The organism is Arthrobacter bussei (genome assembly GCF_009377195.2).
Taxonomy (GTDB): domain Bacteria; phylum Actinomycetota; class Actinomycetes; order Actinomycetales; family Micrococcaceae; genus Arthrobacter_D; species Arthrobacter_D bussei.
Map to the genome: position 1 here is coordinate 89350 of NZ_VJXX01000003.1, position 15090 is coordinate 104439.

15 protein-coding genes are annotated in these 15090 nt (G+C 72.3%); 7 read left to right on the top strand and 8 right to left on the bottom strand.

What is annotated here, in order from left to right; genetic code table 11:
- Window positions 1-91 precede the first annotated feature (91 nt).
- The 3 genes from FNH21_RS11095 to FNH21_RS11105 all read right to left on the bottom strand — a co-directional run bounded on the left by FNH21_RS11095 (window position 92) and on the right by FNH21_RS11105 (window position 2711).
- Complete coding sequence (locus FNH21_RS11095) at window positions 92-802, bottom strand: GAF and ANTAR domain-containing protein (RefSeq protein ID WP_338403254.1); 711 nt, start codon at window positions 800-802, stop codon at window positions 92-94.
- Between the two features lie 119 nt (window positions 803-921).
- Window positions 922-1908 carry a hypothetical protein gene (locus tag FNH21_RS11100; RefSeq protein WP_191931880.1) on the bottom strand — a complete coding sequence of 329 codons (987 nt, stop codon included), beginning with the start codon at window positions 1906-1908 and terminating at the stop codon, window positions 922-924.
- A gap of 59 nt (window positions 1909-1967) precedes the next feature.
- Complete coding sequence (locus tag FNH21_RS11105) at window positions 1968-2711, bottom strand: DUF429 domain-containing protein (protein ID WP_191931881.1); 744 nt, start codon at window positions 2709-2711, stop codon at window positions 1968-1970.
- Between the two features lie 129 nt (window positions 2712-2840).
- Here FNH21_RS11105 and FNH21_RS11110 point away from each other — a divergent pair, with 129 nt between their 5' ends.
- Together FNH21_RS11110 and FNH21_RS11115 are read left to right on the top strand one after the other, a co-directional pair.
- Complete coding sequence (locus FNH21_RS11110; RefSeq protein WP_191931882.1) at window positions 2841-3650, top strand: hemerythrin domain-containing protein; 810 nt, start codon at window positions 2841-2843, stop codon at window positions 3648-3650.
- A gap of 153 nt (window positions 3651-3803) precedes the next feature.
- A complete protein-coding gene (locus FNH21_RS11115) occupies window positions 3804-3959 on the top strand; it encodes a hypothetical protein (RefSeq protein ID WP_191931883.1) in 156 nt (51 codons plus the stop codon).
- Between the two features lie 106 nt (window positions 3960-4065).
- Here FNH21_RS11115 and FNH21_RS11120 read toward each other — a convergent pair whose 3' ends face one another.
- Together FNH21_RS11120 and FNH21_RS11125 are read right to left on the bottom strand one after the other, a co-directional pair.
- Entirely contained in the window at window positions 4066-4299 is a 234-nt protein-coding gene (locus tag FNH21_RS11120) for a hypothetical protein (RefSeq protein ID WP_055769911.1), read from the bottom strand.
- Window positions 4300-4399: 100 nt separating this feature from the next.
- Window positions 4400-4846 carry a hypothetical protein gene (locus tag FNH21_RS11125; RefSeq protein WP_152815466.1) on the bottom strand — a complete coding sequence of 149 codons (447 nt, stop codon included), beginning with the start codon at window positions 4844-4846 and terminating at the stop codon, window positions 4400-4402.
- Window positions 4847-4929: 83 nt separating this feature from the next.
- Here FNH21_RS11125 and FNH21_RS11130 point away from each other — a divergent pair, with 83 nt between their 5' ends.
- Window positions 4930-5742 (top strand): SDR family oxidoreductase, encoded by an 813-nt coding sequence (locus tag FNH21_RS11130; RefSeq protein WP_152815469.1) that lies wholly within the window; start codon window positions 4930-4932, stop codon window positions 5740-5742.
- A 79-nt stretch (window positions 5743-5821) separates the two neighbouring features.
- On the opposite strand, the gene FNH21_RS11135 is transcribed toward FNH21_RS11130, so the two are convergent.
- Both FNH21_RS11135 and FNH21_RS11140 read right to left on the bottom strand, forming a co-directional pair.
- Window positions 5822-7519, bottom strand: a complete 1698-nt coding sequence (locus FNH21_RS11135) for an amidohydrolase family protein (RefSeq protein WP_191931884.1) — start codon at window positions 7517-7519, stop codon at window positions 5822-5824.
- Between the two features lie 161 nt (window positions 7520-7680).
- Window positions 7681-8655, bottom strand: coding sequence for an aldo/keto reductase (locus tag FNH21_RS11140; RefSeq protein WP_152815472.1), 975 nt, complete (start codon window positions 8653-8655; stop codon window positions 7681-7683).
- Between the two features lie 195 nt (window positions 8656-8850).
- On the opposite strand from FNH21_RS11140, the gene FNH21_RS11145 reads away from it, so the two are divergent.
- From FNH21_RS11145 to FNH21_RS17125, 3 genes are all read left to right on the top strand, one after another.
- Window positions 8851-10881, top strand: coding sequence for a putative bifunctional diguanylate cyclase/phosphodiesterase (locus FNH21_RS11145; protein WP_152815475.1), 2031 nt, complete (start codon window positions 8851-8853; stop codon window positions 10879-10881).
- A 66-nt stretch (window positions 10882-10947) separates the two neighbouring features.
- Window positions 10948-12273, top strand: coding sequence for an AI-2E family transporter (locus tag FNH21_RS17120; RefSeq protein WP_191931885.1), 1326 nt, complete (start codon window positions 10948-10950; stop codon window positions 12271-12273).
- Window positions 12266-13243, top strand: a complete 978-nt coding sequence (locus tag FNH21_RS17125; RefSeq protein ID WP_191931886.1) for a D-2-hydroxyacid dehydrogenase — start codon at window positions 12266-12268, stop codon at window positions 13241-13243. The genes FNH21_RS17120 and FNH21_RS17125 overlap by 8 nt, the downstream gene beginning before the upstream one ends.
- On the opposite strand, the gene FNH21_RS11160 is transcribed toward FNH21_RS17125, so the two are convergent.
- The gene (locus tag FNH21_RS11160) at window positions 13240-14187 is read right to left on the bottom strand and encodes an NAD-dependent epimerase/dehydratase family protein (protein WP_422108769.1); all 948 of its coding nucleotides are present in this window, start codon (window positions 14185-14187) and stop codon (window positions 13240-13242) included. The genes FNH21_RS17125 and FNH21_RS11160 overlap by 4 nt on opposite strands.
- Before the next feature lie 130 nt (window positions 14188-14317).
- On the opposite strand from FNH21_RS11160, the gene FNH21_RS11165 reads away from it, so the two are divergent.
- The gene (locus FNH21_RS11165; protein ID WP_152815487.1) at window positions 14318-15019 is read left to right on the top strand and encodes a TetR/AcrR family transcriptional regulator; all 702 of its coding nucleotides are present in this window, start codon (window positions 14318-14320) and stop codon (window positions 15017-15019) included.
- The last annotated feature ends 71 nt before the right edge of the window (window positions 15020-15090 follow it).

Consider the following 15090-nt stretch of genomic DNA (forward strand, 5'->3'; position numbering starts at 1 on the left):
CGGCGGCGCGCAGCCGGTCAGGGGCAGATCGGCGCGCAGCCGATCAGGAGCGGTTCAGGGGGATCCGTCGGTTCAGGGCTGCTCCGTCGGTTCAGGGACGCTCCGTCGCCGACGCGACGACGCGCTCGGCGACCAGTCGCAGCTTGACGTTCCTGCTGCTCGACGCGCGCTGCAGGATGGCCAGAGCATCCGCCTGCGAGCACGTGTTCTGGAACATGATGATGCCGACAGCGGTGTTGATGGTCTGCCGCGAGGACAGTGCAGCCTCCAGGTCGTGCCGCTCGTCATCGGCGGATGCTGCGCGCACGGCGAAGCGGAGGGAGGAGGATGCGGCCTCGGCCAGCGCCTCCGCGGCCCTGATGCCGGCCGGGTCGAACGCATCGACCCGGCTCGAGTAGAGGTTCAGTGCGGCCATGCCGCTGGTCTCGAGGGCGAACGAGACGCCGAGGATGGAGCGGATGTGCCCGGTGTCGAGCCTCGCGAGATAGGCGGGCCAGCGCGAGTCCGTCGATGTATCGCGGCAGTACACGGATGACTGCGTCTGGGCGGCCAGCAGGCACGGCCCCTCGTGGAAGCGGTTCTGGAACTCGTCCGCACGGCGCGCCACGTCGTCGCTCGCAGCCAGGGTCCCGGCCCTCTTCCGACGTACGAGCGTGATGGCGCAGGAGACGTCTCCGGTGGAGGACAGTCGCTGCGCAGCCATCACCGCGAACTCGTCCAGGAACTCCTGGATGCCTGCGGTCTCCGTCAACAGCGCGAACAGATCGTCGTTGACGTCGCTCAGCACTTCCTGTTCGGTCACAATTCCTTCCTGGCGTCGCGGGCCCCATCCCGTTCGACACATCCTACGCCGCGGCTCCGGTTCGAGGCCCGGTACCGGATCCTGTCGGCCGGCGCACCGCAGCCCGATCCCGCCTCCCGTCACCGATCGAGGTCGAGGTCGGCGAGCGAGCTCCTGGCAGCCCTGTCGGCCTGTTCGGCGGCCTCGAGCGCTTCCTGCGTGGACTCCTCTTCACGACGCCGGGCCGCGGCCTCCTCATCGAGGTCCGCGAGCTCCCTGCGCAGGGCGCCGATGCGGTCCTCGAGGTCCTCGAGGGTAGCTGTCAGGCCGTCCCTCCGCGTGGCGATCCGCTGCACGGCCCGCTCCGCCCGGGCTGCCTCGTCCTGAGCACTCTCGAGAGCGTCCCGGGCCGCCCGCGCCGTGGCCTCCGCGGCCGGCCGGCCGGCCGACCGCTTCGGGGGCGATGCCCGTCCCGGCCGGCGGGCGTCCTCGGCGCCGCCCCTGCCGAGGCTGTCCGTGCTGCCGTCCTCGTCCGGGTCGTCCGGGTCGTCCGGGTCGTCCGGGTCGTCCGGGTCGTCCGCGTCGTCCGCGTCGTCCACCGGGCGCGCCGGGGCCTCGAACGGGCCACCGACCGCGCCGTCCAGGTCCACCGCCTCCCACCCCGTGGCTTCCAGCGTCCGGACGAGCCGCCCGGTCAGGACGGCCTCTGCCGCGGCGGGATCGGCGAGTGCCGCCCGGAGCGTCTGTTCGACGTCGGGCAGGGCGGCAGGTCCGACGTCGTGCCCCGCCTCGGACGCCGCGTCGAGGGATTGCCGGGCGACGGCGGCGATGAGGCGCTGCCGCTGCTGCCCGAGGGCATGCAACTGCGCACGGTCGGGACTCGACTGCGCCTCCCTCAGGGACGCCGCGAGCTCGAGCACCTGCTCCACCTCCTCCCGACGGCGGGAGACGAGCAGGTTGACGAGCCACGCGGCGGACGAGGGCTTGGGGAGCTTCCGCAGGGTAGCGGCGAGGTCCTTGTCACCGCCCTGCGCGGCCTCCTTCGCGGCGAGGTTCCTCGCCGCGACGAACCCGTCGAGGGGGAGGGCGTAGAGGGCTGCAGCCCTGTCCACCAGGTCCATGCTCAAGCCCTCCTCGTCTGCGTCAGGTGGTGCGGGTCGGCGTGTGGTCGTGAGTCCGGTCCCGGTCAGGGCGCGAGGTCCTCCAACCGGCCCACGGGAAGCGCGATCCAGCCCTCGCGGCCCGCCTGGTCGCGGTACTCCGCGGGGACGGGATGCGTCAGCCCGAGGGCGTGGGCCCGTGCTGCCAGCGCGGCGATGACGGCGTCGAAGGCATCGTCGGAGTGCTCCATCAGGCGCCGGTCCTCAGGCCGGAGGAGCAGCCACGGTGCCCGCTCGAGGAGACGGGCCAGCAGCATCGCGCGGATGCCGGCGTCGTTCTTGTAGCCCTTCGTCCCGAAGTCCCAGACGCGCAGGGTGGCCCCGGGATAGACCTCGACGGCGGTCCCGCCACCGGAGCGGTCCACGGGCGTCCCGAGGGCTGCGCCCACCGCGTCGAGGAGCACGGCGCAGTGCATGGCGGTCAGACCGAGGCGGTCCGTGGCGACGCTGAGCGGCCACCTGCCCGTGATCTCCCGCGTGGCGCGGTCCGTCGCGCGGTAGGAGAGCCGGCGTCGCCAGGCCATCCCCCCGTCGAGGCCCGCGTCCACCCGCTCCCCGGCGGCATGGCGCGTGATGAAGGAGACGAAGTCGTCCGGCCAGCCGAAGGCGCAGTCGATCCCGAGACGCTCGACGTCCGGGGCGACGGCGGCGATGTCCGCGTCGGCGATGCCGAGCCGCACGTCGACCGTCACGGCGGTCCCGGACCAGTCGAGGACGGCGAGGGCCGTCCCCCGGGATTCCGCGGCGAGGTCCACTCCGGCTGTCAGCACCCCCGATTATAGGCATCGAGGCGGCGCCTGACGACGGGAATCCGCCCCTGTGCCGACCTGCGGGGCAGGGGTTCAGATGGATACGGCCCGCCGGGCCGTTCGGCCGTCCGACGCATCCCAGGAGATCCCGTGTACACCTCGGTCGCAGACCAGACCACCGACCAGCTGGGTGGACCCCTCAGCGTCCTCGTCCGGCAGAAACGCGACCACGTGAAGCTCGACGCACTGATGGAGCAGCTCAGGGGTACCACCGGCGAGGAGCAGGCCGCCGTGCTGCTCAGGATCTATCGGCTCGTCTTCCCGCACGCGTTCGCCGAGGAGTCCGTGCTCTGGCCCGTGATGCGGCGCGTCCTTCCGGACGGCGGGGACCTCACCCTCGAGGTGGAGCGGGAGCACCAGGAGGTCAACGAGCTCGTCAGGCGCCTCGAGGGACTCGACGACGGCTCGCCCGAGCGCGCCGACGTCCTCGGGCGGCTCACGGAGGTGCTCGACGACGACGTCCGTGACGAGGAGGACGCCCTGTTCCCGCGGCTCCAGGCCCGGGTGTCCCGCCGGGAGTTGCAGGTGCTGGGCGTGCTCTGGGAGGTCGTGCGCCGGATCGCCCCGACCCGGGCGCACCCCGTGGTCGCCCGCAGGCCGCCGGGCAACGTCGTCGCGGCCCTCCCGCTCTCCGTCCTCGACCGCCTGCGGGACGTCGTCGACCGAGGGGTCCTCACGGCGCCGAACGCGATCACCCCGGCGCTGCACCACGCCAGTTCGGCGCTGGCGCGCGCCTCGCACGCCGTCGAACTGCTGCCGATCATGCGGTCGGGGGAGGATCCGTCCACGCGGTACATCGCCGGCCGGCCGCCTTTCCCCTGGGCTGCGGTGGCCCTCGCCGCTTCGGCCGTCGCGTTGCTCGGCGCCGGGGCGGTCCGGGCGGCGCGGAGGGCGGGCTAGCCGCCGGCGCGCCGTCCGTCACGTCCCCCGGCGTACGGCACGCGTGTGGCGCCACGTGTCCGGGCGGTGTGTACTGGGCTGATCGCCACTCCGGCAGCCGGTACCGTCCGCATCGGTCCGGCGCCGACCCCGACGCATGGAGAGGACGTCCCGATGGAAGCCCGATGCCCCAGTTGCGGTTCCGCCCTGATCGAACTGAGTGAGGACCAGTGGCCTGCGGAAGGGCCCGTACCGGCGGGAACGCTCGCCGTGTACCAGTGCGAGCGGAACCACCGCATCACCGTGGGGGAGACACAGGTCTCCGCCTGACCGGACCGACGGGGCAGCCGGAGGTCTCGCAGCCAGGCGTCGTCCGGTCGTCACGTCGACGAATGATCAGTCGGTCGCCGTCAGGGACCCCTGGTCATCGTGCGGATCAAGGTCCGCCGGTCCTGGCGTCGTCGATCAGGCGGGTCAGTTCGTCGCGGAGTGCGCGCGCCTCGTCGACCGAGAGTTCGAGCTGCTGGTCCTGTTCCACCCAGCCGATGTGCACCATCGGATTCCCGTCCGGACCGGGAGAGGGCGAGAGTCCCACGGCGAGCGCCCGGCCTCCCGTGTGCGTCACGTCGCCGACGATCAGTTCGCCGCCGTCGTCCTCCGCTACTGCCATGATGCCTCCCGGTCGTCGCGTCCTGATGTCCGTGTCCCCCATGCTAGGCGCGCCCCGCACCACTGTGTCCAGCAGGAGATGTGCGCGGCGGGTGGACGGGTCATCCGGCATCGGCGGGCCGGACCGCCAGGTTCGGATGCAGCAGCTCGAAGCCCTCGTCCGTGAGGTCGTTGCGGTCGACGTCGTCGGGCAGCAGGACCGCGGTCACCCGGCTGTCGCGGATGGTCGCGCCGGCTGCCCCGCGGGCGAGCGGTGCGCACTCGAGCCCCACACCGATCCCTTCCTCGATCAGGAGGCACACCGTGTCCTCGTCGCTGTTCCCCTGCACCGGCCGTGCCGCGAAGTACTCGACGCCGTCGCGCTCGGCGAGGAAGCGGGTGGTCGCGAGGTCGATCCCGTCGAGGTCCGTCCGGATGGTCAGCTGGTCCCGATCGGTCTGCTCCTGATCCAGGAGGCCGAGCACCGGGCCCGAGCAGGCCGTCAGGCCGAGGACGGAGAGACCGATGCCTGCTGCCAGGAGGCGGGAGCGGGGGACCGGACGGTGCATGGGACTCCTAGGGCGACGGGACGGGATGGGGACCGCCGGGCGTGGTCCCAGCCTAGCGAAGCCCACCGACCTAGGCTGGGCGCATGGACACCACCTACCCCCTCAGCGGGCGCTCCTTCGTCGTGACCGGGGTGAGCCGCCGCAAGGGCATCGGCCACGCCGTCGCCGCACGCCTGGCCGACCTGGGCGCCGGCCTGTTCCTCCACCACTACGCGCCCCACGACGAGGAGCAGCCGTGGGGCGCGGATCGACTCGAGGACGTCGTCGACTCCGTCGGCGCACGGCTCCGCGGGGGCGCCTCCCTCGCGCACGGCAGTGTCGACCTCGCGGAGGACGACGGCGCCGAGCGGCTCATCGAGCTGGCCGGCGCCTCGCTCGGACACCTGGACGGTCTCATCTGCAACCACGCGCGCAGCGGCGGGGACGGCACCCTCGACGAGATCACGGGCGAAGCCCTCGACGCCCACTGGCGGGTGAACACGCGGTCCACCATCCTCGCCACCAGGTTCTTCGCCGACCAGCACGACGGCCGGGAGGGCGGGCGCGTCATCTGGATGACGTCCGGGCAGGTGGCGGGCCCCATGCCGTCGGAGATCGCCTACGCGGCGTCGAAGGCCGCGCTCGCAGGGCTGACGGCGTCGGTCGCGGACCGGCTCATCGAGCGGCGGATCGTCCTCAACACGGTGAATCCGGGACCGGTGAACACGGGCTATCTCGACCCGGACACCGCGGACCGGCCGCTCGAGACGCTCCAGGCCGTGCTGGCGCACTTCCCGGGCGGGCGCTTCGGGGAGCCGGACGATCCCGCGCGGCTCATCGCGTGGCTCGTGAGTGACGAGGGCCGGTGGATGGTGGGCCAGGTGCTCAGCTCGGAGGGCGGCTTCCGCCGCTGGTGACGCCGGCAGCGCCGGGCTGGTCGGTGGGGAGGGCGACGACGGCGGACGCCGCCCGGGCAGCAGATCGACGGGGCATGGTTCATGCCCGGTGGGCTGCCCGCTCGAACACCACGCGGCCGCCCACGATCGTCAGGTCCGCGCGGAGCCGGTGCAGGGCGGGACCGTCGGGCCCGAACGGATCGGCCGAGAGGACCGCGAGATCGGCCGGTGCCCCCGGCCGCAGCACGCCCGCGGGCGAGCGCGTCACCCGGGCCGACCCGGCGGTGTAGGCACTCAGCGCCGTCGTGAGGTCTAGGGCCTCCGCGGGGACCAGCGGTCCTGTGTCGCCGTGGTCCGGGTGCGCCCGATGCACCGCGACGTGGATCGCCTGCCAGGGATCGGCGTCGGAGACGGGCCAGTCCGAGCCCATCGCCAGGGGTGCTCCGCCCGCGAGCATCGACGCGAACGGGTACTGCCACCGCGCGCGCTCCGCCCCGATCAGCGGGACGGTGAGGGAACGCATCTGCTCGTCGCTGCAGGCCCAGAGCGCCTGGGCGTTGACCGTGACCCCGAGGTGGCCGAAGCGGGGGACGTCGTCCGGGTGCACGAGTTGCACGTGCGCCATCGTGTGCCGGGGCTCCCAGGATCGCGATCCGCCCGGCGTGGGGTGCAGCGCCACCGCGGCGCGGCCGACGGCGTCGAGGGCCGTCCGGACGGCCCGGTCCCCGATGGCGTGCAGGTGGAGGTCGAACCGGGCCGCCTCCAGGGCCTCGGCCGCGGCGTCCAGCACCTCGGGTGGGAGGTACGTGGGGCCTCGGTCCGTCCCGGTCCGGCCCCCGCACGTGCACCCGGCGCTTTCGTAGGGCTCGAGCATGGCAGCGGTGCGGTTCTCCGGGACGCCGTCGACCATGATCTTGGCGCTCGACGTCGGGAACCCGGCGGCGGCGTTCAGGTCCCGGCGGGCACCGAAGGAGTCGACGAGGCCGGGGAGGTCCCCGAGCGTGAGGCCGCGGGGCACCCAGAGAGCACCCGAGGCCCGTCCGGTCAGGCGGCCGGAGGCGGCGAGGGAGCGGTACGCCGGGGCGGCGTCGGGGTAGCCGGCGTACTCGCCGATGATCGCCTCCTGCCACCCCGTGACGCCGAGAGCGTGCAGGTGCGCCTGACCGTGGAGGATGCCCGCTTCCACGGCCTCCCGGGTGATCGGCGGGAGCAGCCGGGCCACGAGCGACATGGCGCCCTCGTGCAGGATCCCGCTCGCCGAGCCGTCCGGCCTCCGGCCGATCCTCCCGTCCGCCGGATCGGGGGTGCGGTCGTCGATGCCGGCGAGTCGCAGCGCCGCGGTGTTCACCCAGGCGCTGTGGTGGTCACGGTTGATGAGGTAGACGGGTCGGTGGGGGACGGCGGTATCGAGCACGGAGGCGTCCGGGAACCCGCCGTCGTAGTGTCCCTTGTACCAGCCGGCGCCGGTGATCCAGGGGGAGTCGCGGGAGTCGGTGGAGCGGGCGTACCGGGACACCGCGGCCTGCACCTCGTCGGCTCCCCCGCAGTGCCCGACGTCGCACGCGAGCGCCTCGATGCCTCCCATGAACGTGTGGGCGTGCGCGTCGATGAGGCCCGGGGTCACGAGGCGGCCGCGCAGATCTACGATCCCGGTGCGCGGACCGGAGGCGGCGCGGACCGCCGCCTCCGGTCCGACGGCGGTGATCCTGCCGCACTCGACGGCGACAGCGGTGCCGGTGGGGTGCACGGAGAACCCGTTGAAGACCCGGCCACCCCGCAGGACGAGGTCAGCAGTCACAGCGCCCGGATTCCTGTGGCGCCCGGCCCGGCGCGTCCCGGCCGAGCGGCGTCGTGCGCCCCGTGCCGGCTGCCGGCCGCGCCGGACGCACCCTCGTCGCTCTCTCTTCCGCCGGTCCGTCGGCCGGCACCACCGGGGTGAGGCGCAGCATCCGGGAGCGGCTAGAAGCCGACGAGCGGGTGCGGGACGTAGTGCTCCTCGAGGGCACGGACCTCGTCCTCGGAGAGCTCGATGTCCAGGGACGCGAGGGCGTCCTCGAGGTGGTGGGGCTTGCCGACGCCGACGATCGGGGTGGACACGACCGGATTCCGGGACACCCAGGCGAGGGCCACCTGCGCCCGCGTCACCCCGCGGTCCGCCGCGACGGCTCCGACGGCGTCCGAGACGCGGCGGTCGGCGTCGAGCGTGCCGTAGAGGGTCTTGCCGAACTGGTCGGATTCGGACCGCGACGTCGTCTCGTCCCAGGGCCGGGCGAGCTTGCCGCGGGCGAGCGGGCTCCAGGGGAGGACGCCGATGCCCTGGTCCGCGCAGAGCCCGTACATCTCGCGTTCCTCCTCGCGGTTAATCAGGTTGTAGTGGTCCTGCATCGACACGAAGCGGGTCCAGCCGTTCATGCGCTGCAGGTACAGGGCCTTGGAGAACTGCCACGCGTACATGGAGGACGCACCGAGGTAGCGCACCTTGCCGGCCTTCACGACGTCGTGCAGGGCCTCGAGCGTCTCCTCCAGCGGTGTCGTGGGGTCGAACCGGTGGATCTGGTAGAGGTCCACGTAGTCCGTGCCGAGCCGCCGCAGGCTGTTGTCCAGTTCCGCCATGATCGCCTTGCGGGAGAGGCCCGCGCCGTTCGGGCCCTCGTGCATGCGGCCGTGCACCTTCGTGGCGATCACGATGTCCTCGCGGCGTGTGAACTCGGCCAGCGCCCGGCCCACGATCTCCTCGCTCGAGCCGTCGGAGTAGACGTTGGCGGTGTCGAAGAACGTGATGCCGGCGTCGACCGCTGCCCTGATCAGGGGGCGGCTCTCCTCCTCGGGCAGCGTCCAGGCGTGATTGCCCCGATCCGGCGTGCCATAGCTCATGCAGCCGAGGGCGATGGGGGAGATGTCGAGTCCGGTGGAGCCGAGTTTCACGTAGCGCATGGGTGACCTTCTGCCGACGTCGGGGATGTCCTCCCCACCCTAGTCCCGGGGCTCGGTGACCGGTACGCGAGGAGGCGCGGGTCAGGCACCCATCACCCCATTCTGCGTCAGGCGGCTACGATCCTTGCTAGGAGGCCGCCAGGCCACGGACCGCGGCCGGGATCACCGTGGCACTGCGCAGCGGGAGGGCGGAACATGCACGGGGTGAACGGGCCGCACTTCGGCGAGGGCAGGGTGCCGGAGGATCTGCTCATCCAGGCGATGGCCGCCACGTCCGAGATCTCGCTCATCGCCGACGCCGACCAGAAGATCCTGCACGTCTCCGATTCCTTCGTGAACATCACCGGGTACGGCCGTGAGGAGGCGCTCGGGCGCAATTGCCGCATGCTGCAGGGCCCGGGCACCGACCCGGAGACGACGGCGGCCATCCGCCACGCCCTCACCGCGGGCACGCCCTTCAACGGGGAGATCCTCAACTACCGCAAGGACGGTTCTGCCTTCTGGAACGCGCTGCGCATCACGCCGCTGCGGTCCGCGAGCGGCGCCGTCACGCATTTCGTCAGTGTCCAGCGGGACATCAACACCAGGATGGCGCTCCACGAACAGCTGCGTTTCCAGGCCCTGCACGACCAGGTGACGGGTCTGCCCAACCGCGCGGCCATGGGGGAGCGCATCAGACTGCTCCTCGGGTCCGGCCCGGCGGGGGAGCACGTCACCGCCATCGGGCTGATCGACCTCGACGACTTCCGCGACATCAACAACAGCTACGGCCACGAGGCCGGGGACGAGCTCCTGCGGGAGTGGGCACTGCGGCTGCAGGGGCTGCTCCGCGACGGGGACGTCCTCGGCAGGATGGGTGGCGACGAGTTCCTCGTGATCTTCAGGGACATCCCGCCGGCGGACGCGGAGGCCGCCTTCCACCGGTTGCTCGAGCCCCTGCTCGAGATGGCCGGGACGCCCTTCCTGGTCGGCGGCAGCGACGTCACGATCGGGATGAGCATGGGGATCGCCCTGCTGCCTGCCGAGGGCGCCGATGATGCCGCCGTCCTCCGCGTGGCCGACGAAGCGCTCTACGCCGTGAAGCAGCGCAAGGCCGACCGCGTGCAGTGGTGGGAACTCGGGGCTCCCGTCGGAGGGGAGCCGGACCCGGACGTGACGGGCGACGACGGCCCGGTAGGACCGCCCGAGGAGATCGGGCGGTCCTACCGGCGGGCCCTGGACACGGGTGTCGTGGTCTATCTCCAGCCGGTGGTCGACCTCAGGAAGGGGGGCGTCCACCTCTTCGAGGCGCTCGCACGGCTGGAGCTGCCGGGCGGTCGTCTCGCCGCGCCCGGCGAGTTCCTGCCCCACCTCGACGCCGCCGATCTCGACCGGCTGTTCTCGCGGGTGCTCGACGACTCACTGGACCGTTTCAGCGCCTGGTACCGCGACGGCGTCTGCGACGGGATCTCGGTGAACCTGCCGCCCTCCGTGCTCCTGCGCCCGGCCCTGGTCGGCGACCTGGCATACTCGCTCGTCCGGCACGGAGTGCCCGCCCGATGCCTCACGCTGGAGCTCCTGGAGTCGGACAGCGTCGATTCCGAGGCGCAGAGCGAGGTGCTGCAGGAGATCGCCGGGCTCGGCGTCGGTGTGGCGATGGATGATCTCGGAGCCGGCTACAGCAGTCTCAAGCGCCTCTCCACACTGCCGTTCACCACCATCAAGCTGGACCGTGATCTCCTCGCGGGCATCCACACGCGCCCCACGGATGCCCTGAGCATGATCGCCACCCTGATCCAGATGGGCCGGGACTTCGGGATGAAGGTGGTGATCGAGGGCATCGAGGACCGCAGCGTCGCCGAGGCCGTGACGGTGCTGGGTGCCGCCCTCGGGCAGGGGTACTACTTCTGCCGGCCCATCCCGGCTGCCGAGGTGCCCGCCTTCGCCGGCCGCTTCGGCGAGGCCTTCCACCCCAATCGCTTCCGGACCCACCTCGGAGCGCTCGCCTACCACTGGCAGTTCGCGCGCCTCGGATCCCCGCACCCGCGCGAGCTCGCGGACTGTCCGCTCAGCCACTTCCTGTCCGCGGTCGGCTCGCCGACCGACGTGGAGCGCTGGCACGCACAGCAGCACGACGGGCGCGCGGTGCACCTCGGCGCCGGACAGCTCATGGTCGACTGGCTCGTCCAGCAGGTCCGGTTGGCGGCCGAGCAGGTCAGCGCCCTCCCGGTGGCCGGCGCATCCTGAGCCGCAAGGGGTCACGCCGCTCTGCGCGGTGAGACTGCAGCCGCCCGCTTAGGGCAGGATGGCTACGTGACAGAAGCAGACGCCGCTAGCCCGGACACCGAGACCCCGTCTCCACGACGGTCTGCGCGGCGATGGAAGCCCACGCCCCGGCCGGCCCCTGAGGCTCACGGCTCGTCCGTCGCCCGCCGCTTCCGGCCGCACGCCTTCGCCGACGGCCTGAAGGCGAGTGCCGCGTGGACGGCGCGCTGCATCATCGTCCTCGCCGGACTGGTGGTCCTCTGGTACCTCACGAAGGCACTGTGGTCCATCGTCCTGCCCACGCTCTTCGCCCTCCTGCTCGCCTCGGTGCTCTGGCCCGTGAACAGGTTCCTGCGCCGCGGCCTCCCGAAGGTCCTCGCCGCACTCGTGACTCTGCTGGGGTTCATCGGGATCGTCGTCGGGATCGGGGCCCTGACCATCCCCGCGATCGCGAGCGGCGTCACGGACCTCTCCGGACTCGCGCGGGACAACATCGCCGACCTCGCCGCGTTCGTGGCCGGGCCGCCGCTGAACCTCGACACCCCGAACCTCGACAGCATCGTGGACACGGCACTGAGCCAGGTGCAGGCCAACGTGGGGAACATCGTCAGCGGCATCACGACGGGCCTCGGCGAGCTGACGTCCGGCACGGTGGTGGTGCTGCTGGCCCTCGTCTTCACCTTCTTCTGCCTCAAGGACGGCGACCGCTTCATGCCCTGGGCGGCGCGCTGGACCAACTCGACGGCGTTCGGCCACGCGTCCATGATCGCGAGCGGCACGTGGAAGGCCCTCTCCTCCTACATCTTCGCGCAGGCCACGGTGGCTCTGGTCGATGCCGTGTTCATCGGGCTCGGCCTGGTGCTCCTCGACATCCCGCTCGCCGTCCCGCTGGCCGTGCTGGTGTTCTTCTCCGCCTTCATCCCGGTGGTCGGGGCGATCGTCTCCGGGCTCGTCGCGACGCTCGTCGCCTTCCTCGCCTACGGCTGGGTGAGCGCGCTCGCGGTGCTCGGGCTCGTGGTCCTGGTCCAGCAGCTCGAGAGCAACTTCATCCAGCCCCTGCTCGTCGGGCGGACCCTCGAGATCCACCCCGCCGTCGTGCTCGCCTCGGTGACGGCCGGCGGCACGCTCTTCGGGATCATCGGGGCGTTCCTCGCTGTCCCCACGACGGCGGTGGCGATCGTGGTGCTGCGGTACCTGCGCGACCAGTCGATCGAGAACAGACCGGAGACCGGCGTCGCGTCGGGGGACCCCGACGCCGTTCCGCCGCCGCCGAGCAGGGCGTCCGACGAGGGACCGGCCGCGACGGCGTCGGACGGCGAACCCAGTGCCCCGGCGGGACCGGTGGGGCACCGCTCGGAGCAGTCCGGTGACTAGGCGGCCGGTCGTCGCCGTCCTCGAGGGAGCCCGCCCGGTGCGCGGACTCGAGCGCGTGGCCGGACTCGCCGACGTCCGCATCGCGCAGGCCCCGGACCTGGACCGGGCGCTCGACGGCGCGGAGGTGCTCTTTCTCTGGGACTACTTCTCCGGTGCGCTGCCCGCGGCCTGGCACGCCGCGGGCTCGCTGCGCTGGCTGCACGTCGCGGCGGCCGGGGTGGACAGGCTGCTGTTCCCGGAGCTGGTGGCCTCCGACGTCGTCGTCACGAACGCCCACGGCATCTTCGACCAGCCGATGGCCGAGTACGTCCTCGGCGGCATGCTGCACACGGCCAAGGGGTTCGGTCCACTCCGCGACCGGCAGAACGAAGGCGTCTGGGCGTGGCGTGAGGGCAGGAACATCGCCGGGACCCGGGCCCTGGTGGTGGGTACCGGCAGCATCGGCCGCCACACGGCCCGCCTGCTCCGCGCGGTCGGTGTGCGGGTCGAGGGGGTGGGTCGCACCGCGCGCGGGGACGACGACGCCTTCGGCCGCGTGCACGCCTCGACCGACCTGGAGCGGATCGTCGGCGACGTCGACTGGCTCGTCCTCGTCGCACCGCTCACCCCGGCCACCGAGCATCTCGTGGACGCCCGGGTCATCGACGCCCTCCCGCCCACGGCCGTGCTGGTCAACGCAGGGCGCGGTCGGCTCGTCGACGAGGACGCCCTCGTGCGGCGCCTGACCGCGGGAACCCTGGCCGGAGCCGTGCTCGACACCTTCGCCGTCGAGCCGCTGCCCGGGGACCACCCGCTCTGGTCCCTGCCGTCGGTGCTCGTGACGCCGCATATGGCGAGCAATGCCGATTCGTGGCTGGATGATCTCGCCGCTCAGTTCGAACGCAACTTCCTGCTGTGGGCCGCAGGGGAGCCGCTCCCCGGAGTGGTCGACAAGGCCCTCGGGTACGTACCGTCGCGCCCCGTGCCCTAGGCGGGTGATCCGGTCACGGCCAGGTCCTCCCGCCACCAGCGGACGGTCTCCGCGGCAGCCTGTCCGAGAGGCGTCGGGGTGCGCCCGAGGAGTCGCTCGGAGGCCGAGGAATCCATGACGAAGGGCCGGTCGAACTGGTAGGCCATCTCGGCGACCTCCCGCACGGACGGCAGTACCGTACCGAGCGCCCGCAGCAGCCACCCGGGAATGCCCCTGAGCGGAGGCACGGCGACGCCCGCCTCCAGAGCGAAAGCCTCCGCCATCGCGCGCTGGGACAGCGCCGGGAGGGTGGGTGCGTGCAGCACCCGGTCCGCGGCGCGGGGCAGGCCGGCCGCGGTGATCATCGCCGCCGCGAGATCGGGCACGTACGTGAAGGAGTGCGGTGCCCCGGGGTCGCCGACCAGCTGGATCGCCTTGCCCGCCAGGATGGCCGGGATCATCCGTTCACCCGCGTGGGCGGTGCGGGCCCGCGGACCGTAGAAGTCCGAGGCGATGACCGAGACCGTGGACGCCGGCGAGGCCGCCCTCGCCGCCAGGAGTGCCGTCCGGACGCCGCGCTTGCCCCCGGCGGCCGCGCGCTCGGCGTCCTCGGTCATGACGGCGTCAGGGTTGCTGTAGGAGTACAGGCTTTCCGGGAACACGACGACGGCGCCCTCGCGATGTGCCGCGTCGAGTATCACGGCCTCGGCGGCGGGGAGTTCGCGCCGCCAGGCTTCTGCGGTGTACGCGCTGCCGTGGATGCAGTGGAAGACGGCGGCGGCCCCGGCGATGGCCGAGGCCAGTGCCGCGGGGTCCGAGGCATCCGCCCGCAGCCTCTCCACCGACGGGTGGTCGGGACCGCTGCCCGAGCGCGTGAGGAGGCGGACGGTGTCACCGCGCTGTGCCAGCTGCTCGGCGATGGTCCAGCCGACGGGTCCTGCTCCGGTGACGACGTAGAGCGTCATGATCATGCCTTTCGTGGACGGAAGAGAGAGCGCTGCTCTCAGAAGCAAGTGTGAGCACCGTCGTCGTAGAAGTCAAGAGCAGTGCTCTCATAAGTTGACGGTGCTCTCGCCAGCATGCGAGGCTGACGTCATGCCAGGAACACCGCGGGCCCGGGCCCGGGAGCAGACGCTCGGAGACATCACCAGCATCGGGCGCCGCCACCTCGCCGAGGTCGGCGCTGCCGCGCTCTCCCTGCGCGCGGTGGCGCGGGAACTCGGAGTCGTCTCGTCCGCCGTCTACCGCTACGTGGCCAACCGTGACGAGTTGCTGACGCTCCTCGTCGTCGATGCCTACACCGAACTGGGGGACGAGGTCGATGCGGCGGTGGAGGCCGCGGGTCCGGCCGCCGTCGACCGCTTCACAGCGCTGGCGCAGGCGGTGCGCACCTGGGCCGTCCGCGAGCCGTCGCGCTATGCGCTGCTCTACGGCAGCCCCGTCCCGGGATACGCCGCACCGGCCGAACGCACCACGGCCGAGGGCACGCGCGTGGTCACGCTGCTCGCTCTGATCATCGACGGTGCCTGGCGGTCGGGGGAGCTCGACGACACGGCCGCACCCGTCGCGGCCACGCTCGAACCGGATCTGCGGGCCATCAGCGATCAGCTCTCACTCGCCGTGCCGGACCGGGTGATCGCGGCAACGGTGCAGGCCTGGTCCGCCCTCTTCGGTGCCGTCTCCTTCGAGGTCTTCGGCCAGTACGGTCGGTCCACCTTCGCCGACCCGGCGGCGCTCTTCGACCTCGTGGCGGACCGGATCGCCGTCCAGCTCGGGCTCCGGCGGCCCGGCGGCTGACGCCTCCCGCGCTCCGTCGGGGCAGACCGGAAGATTGGCGCACGCTGCGCACCGAATGAGAGACTGGCCGC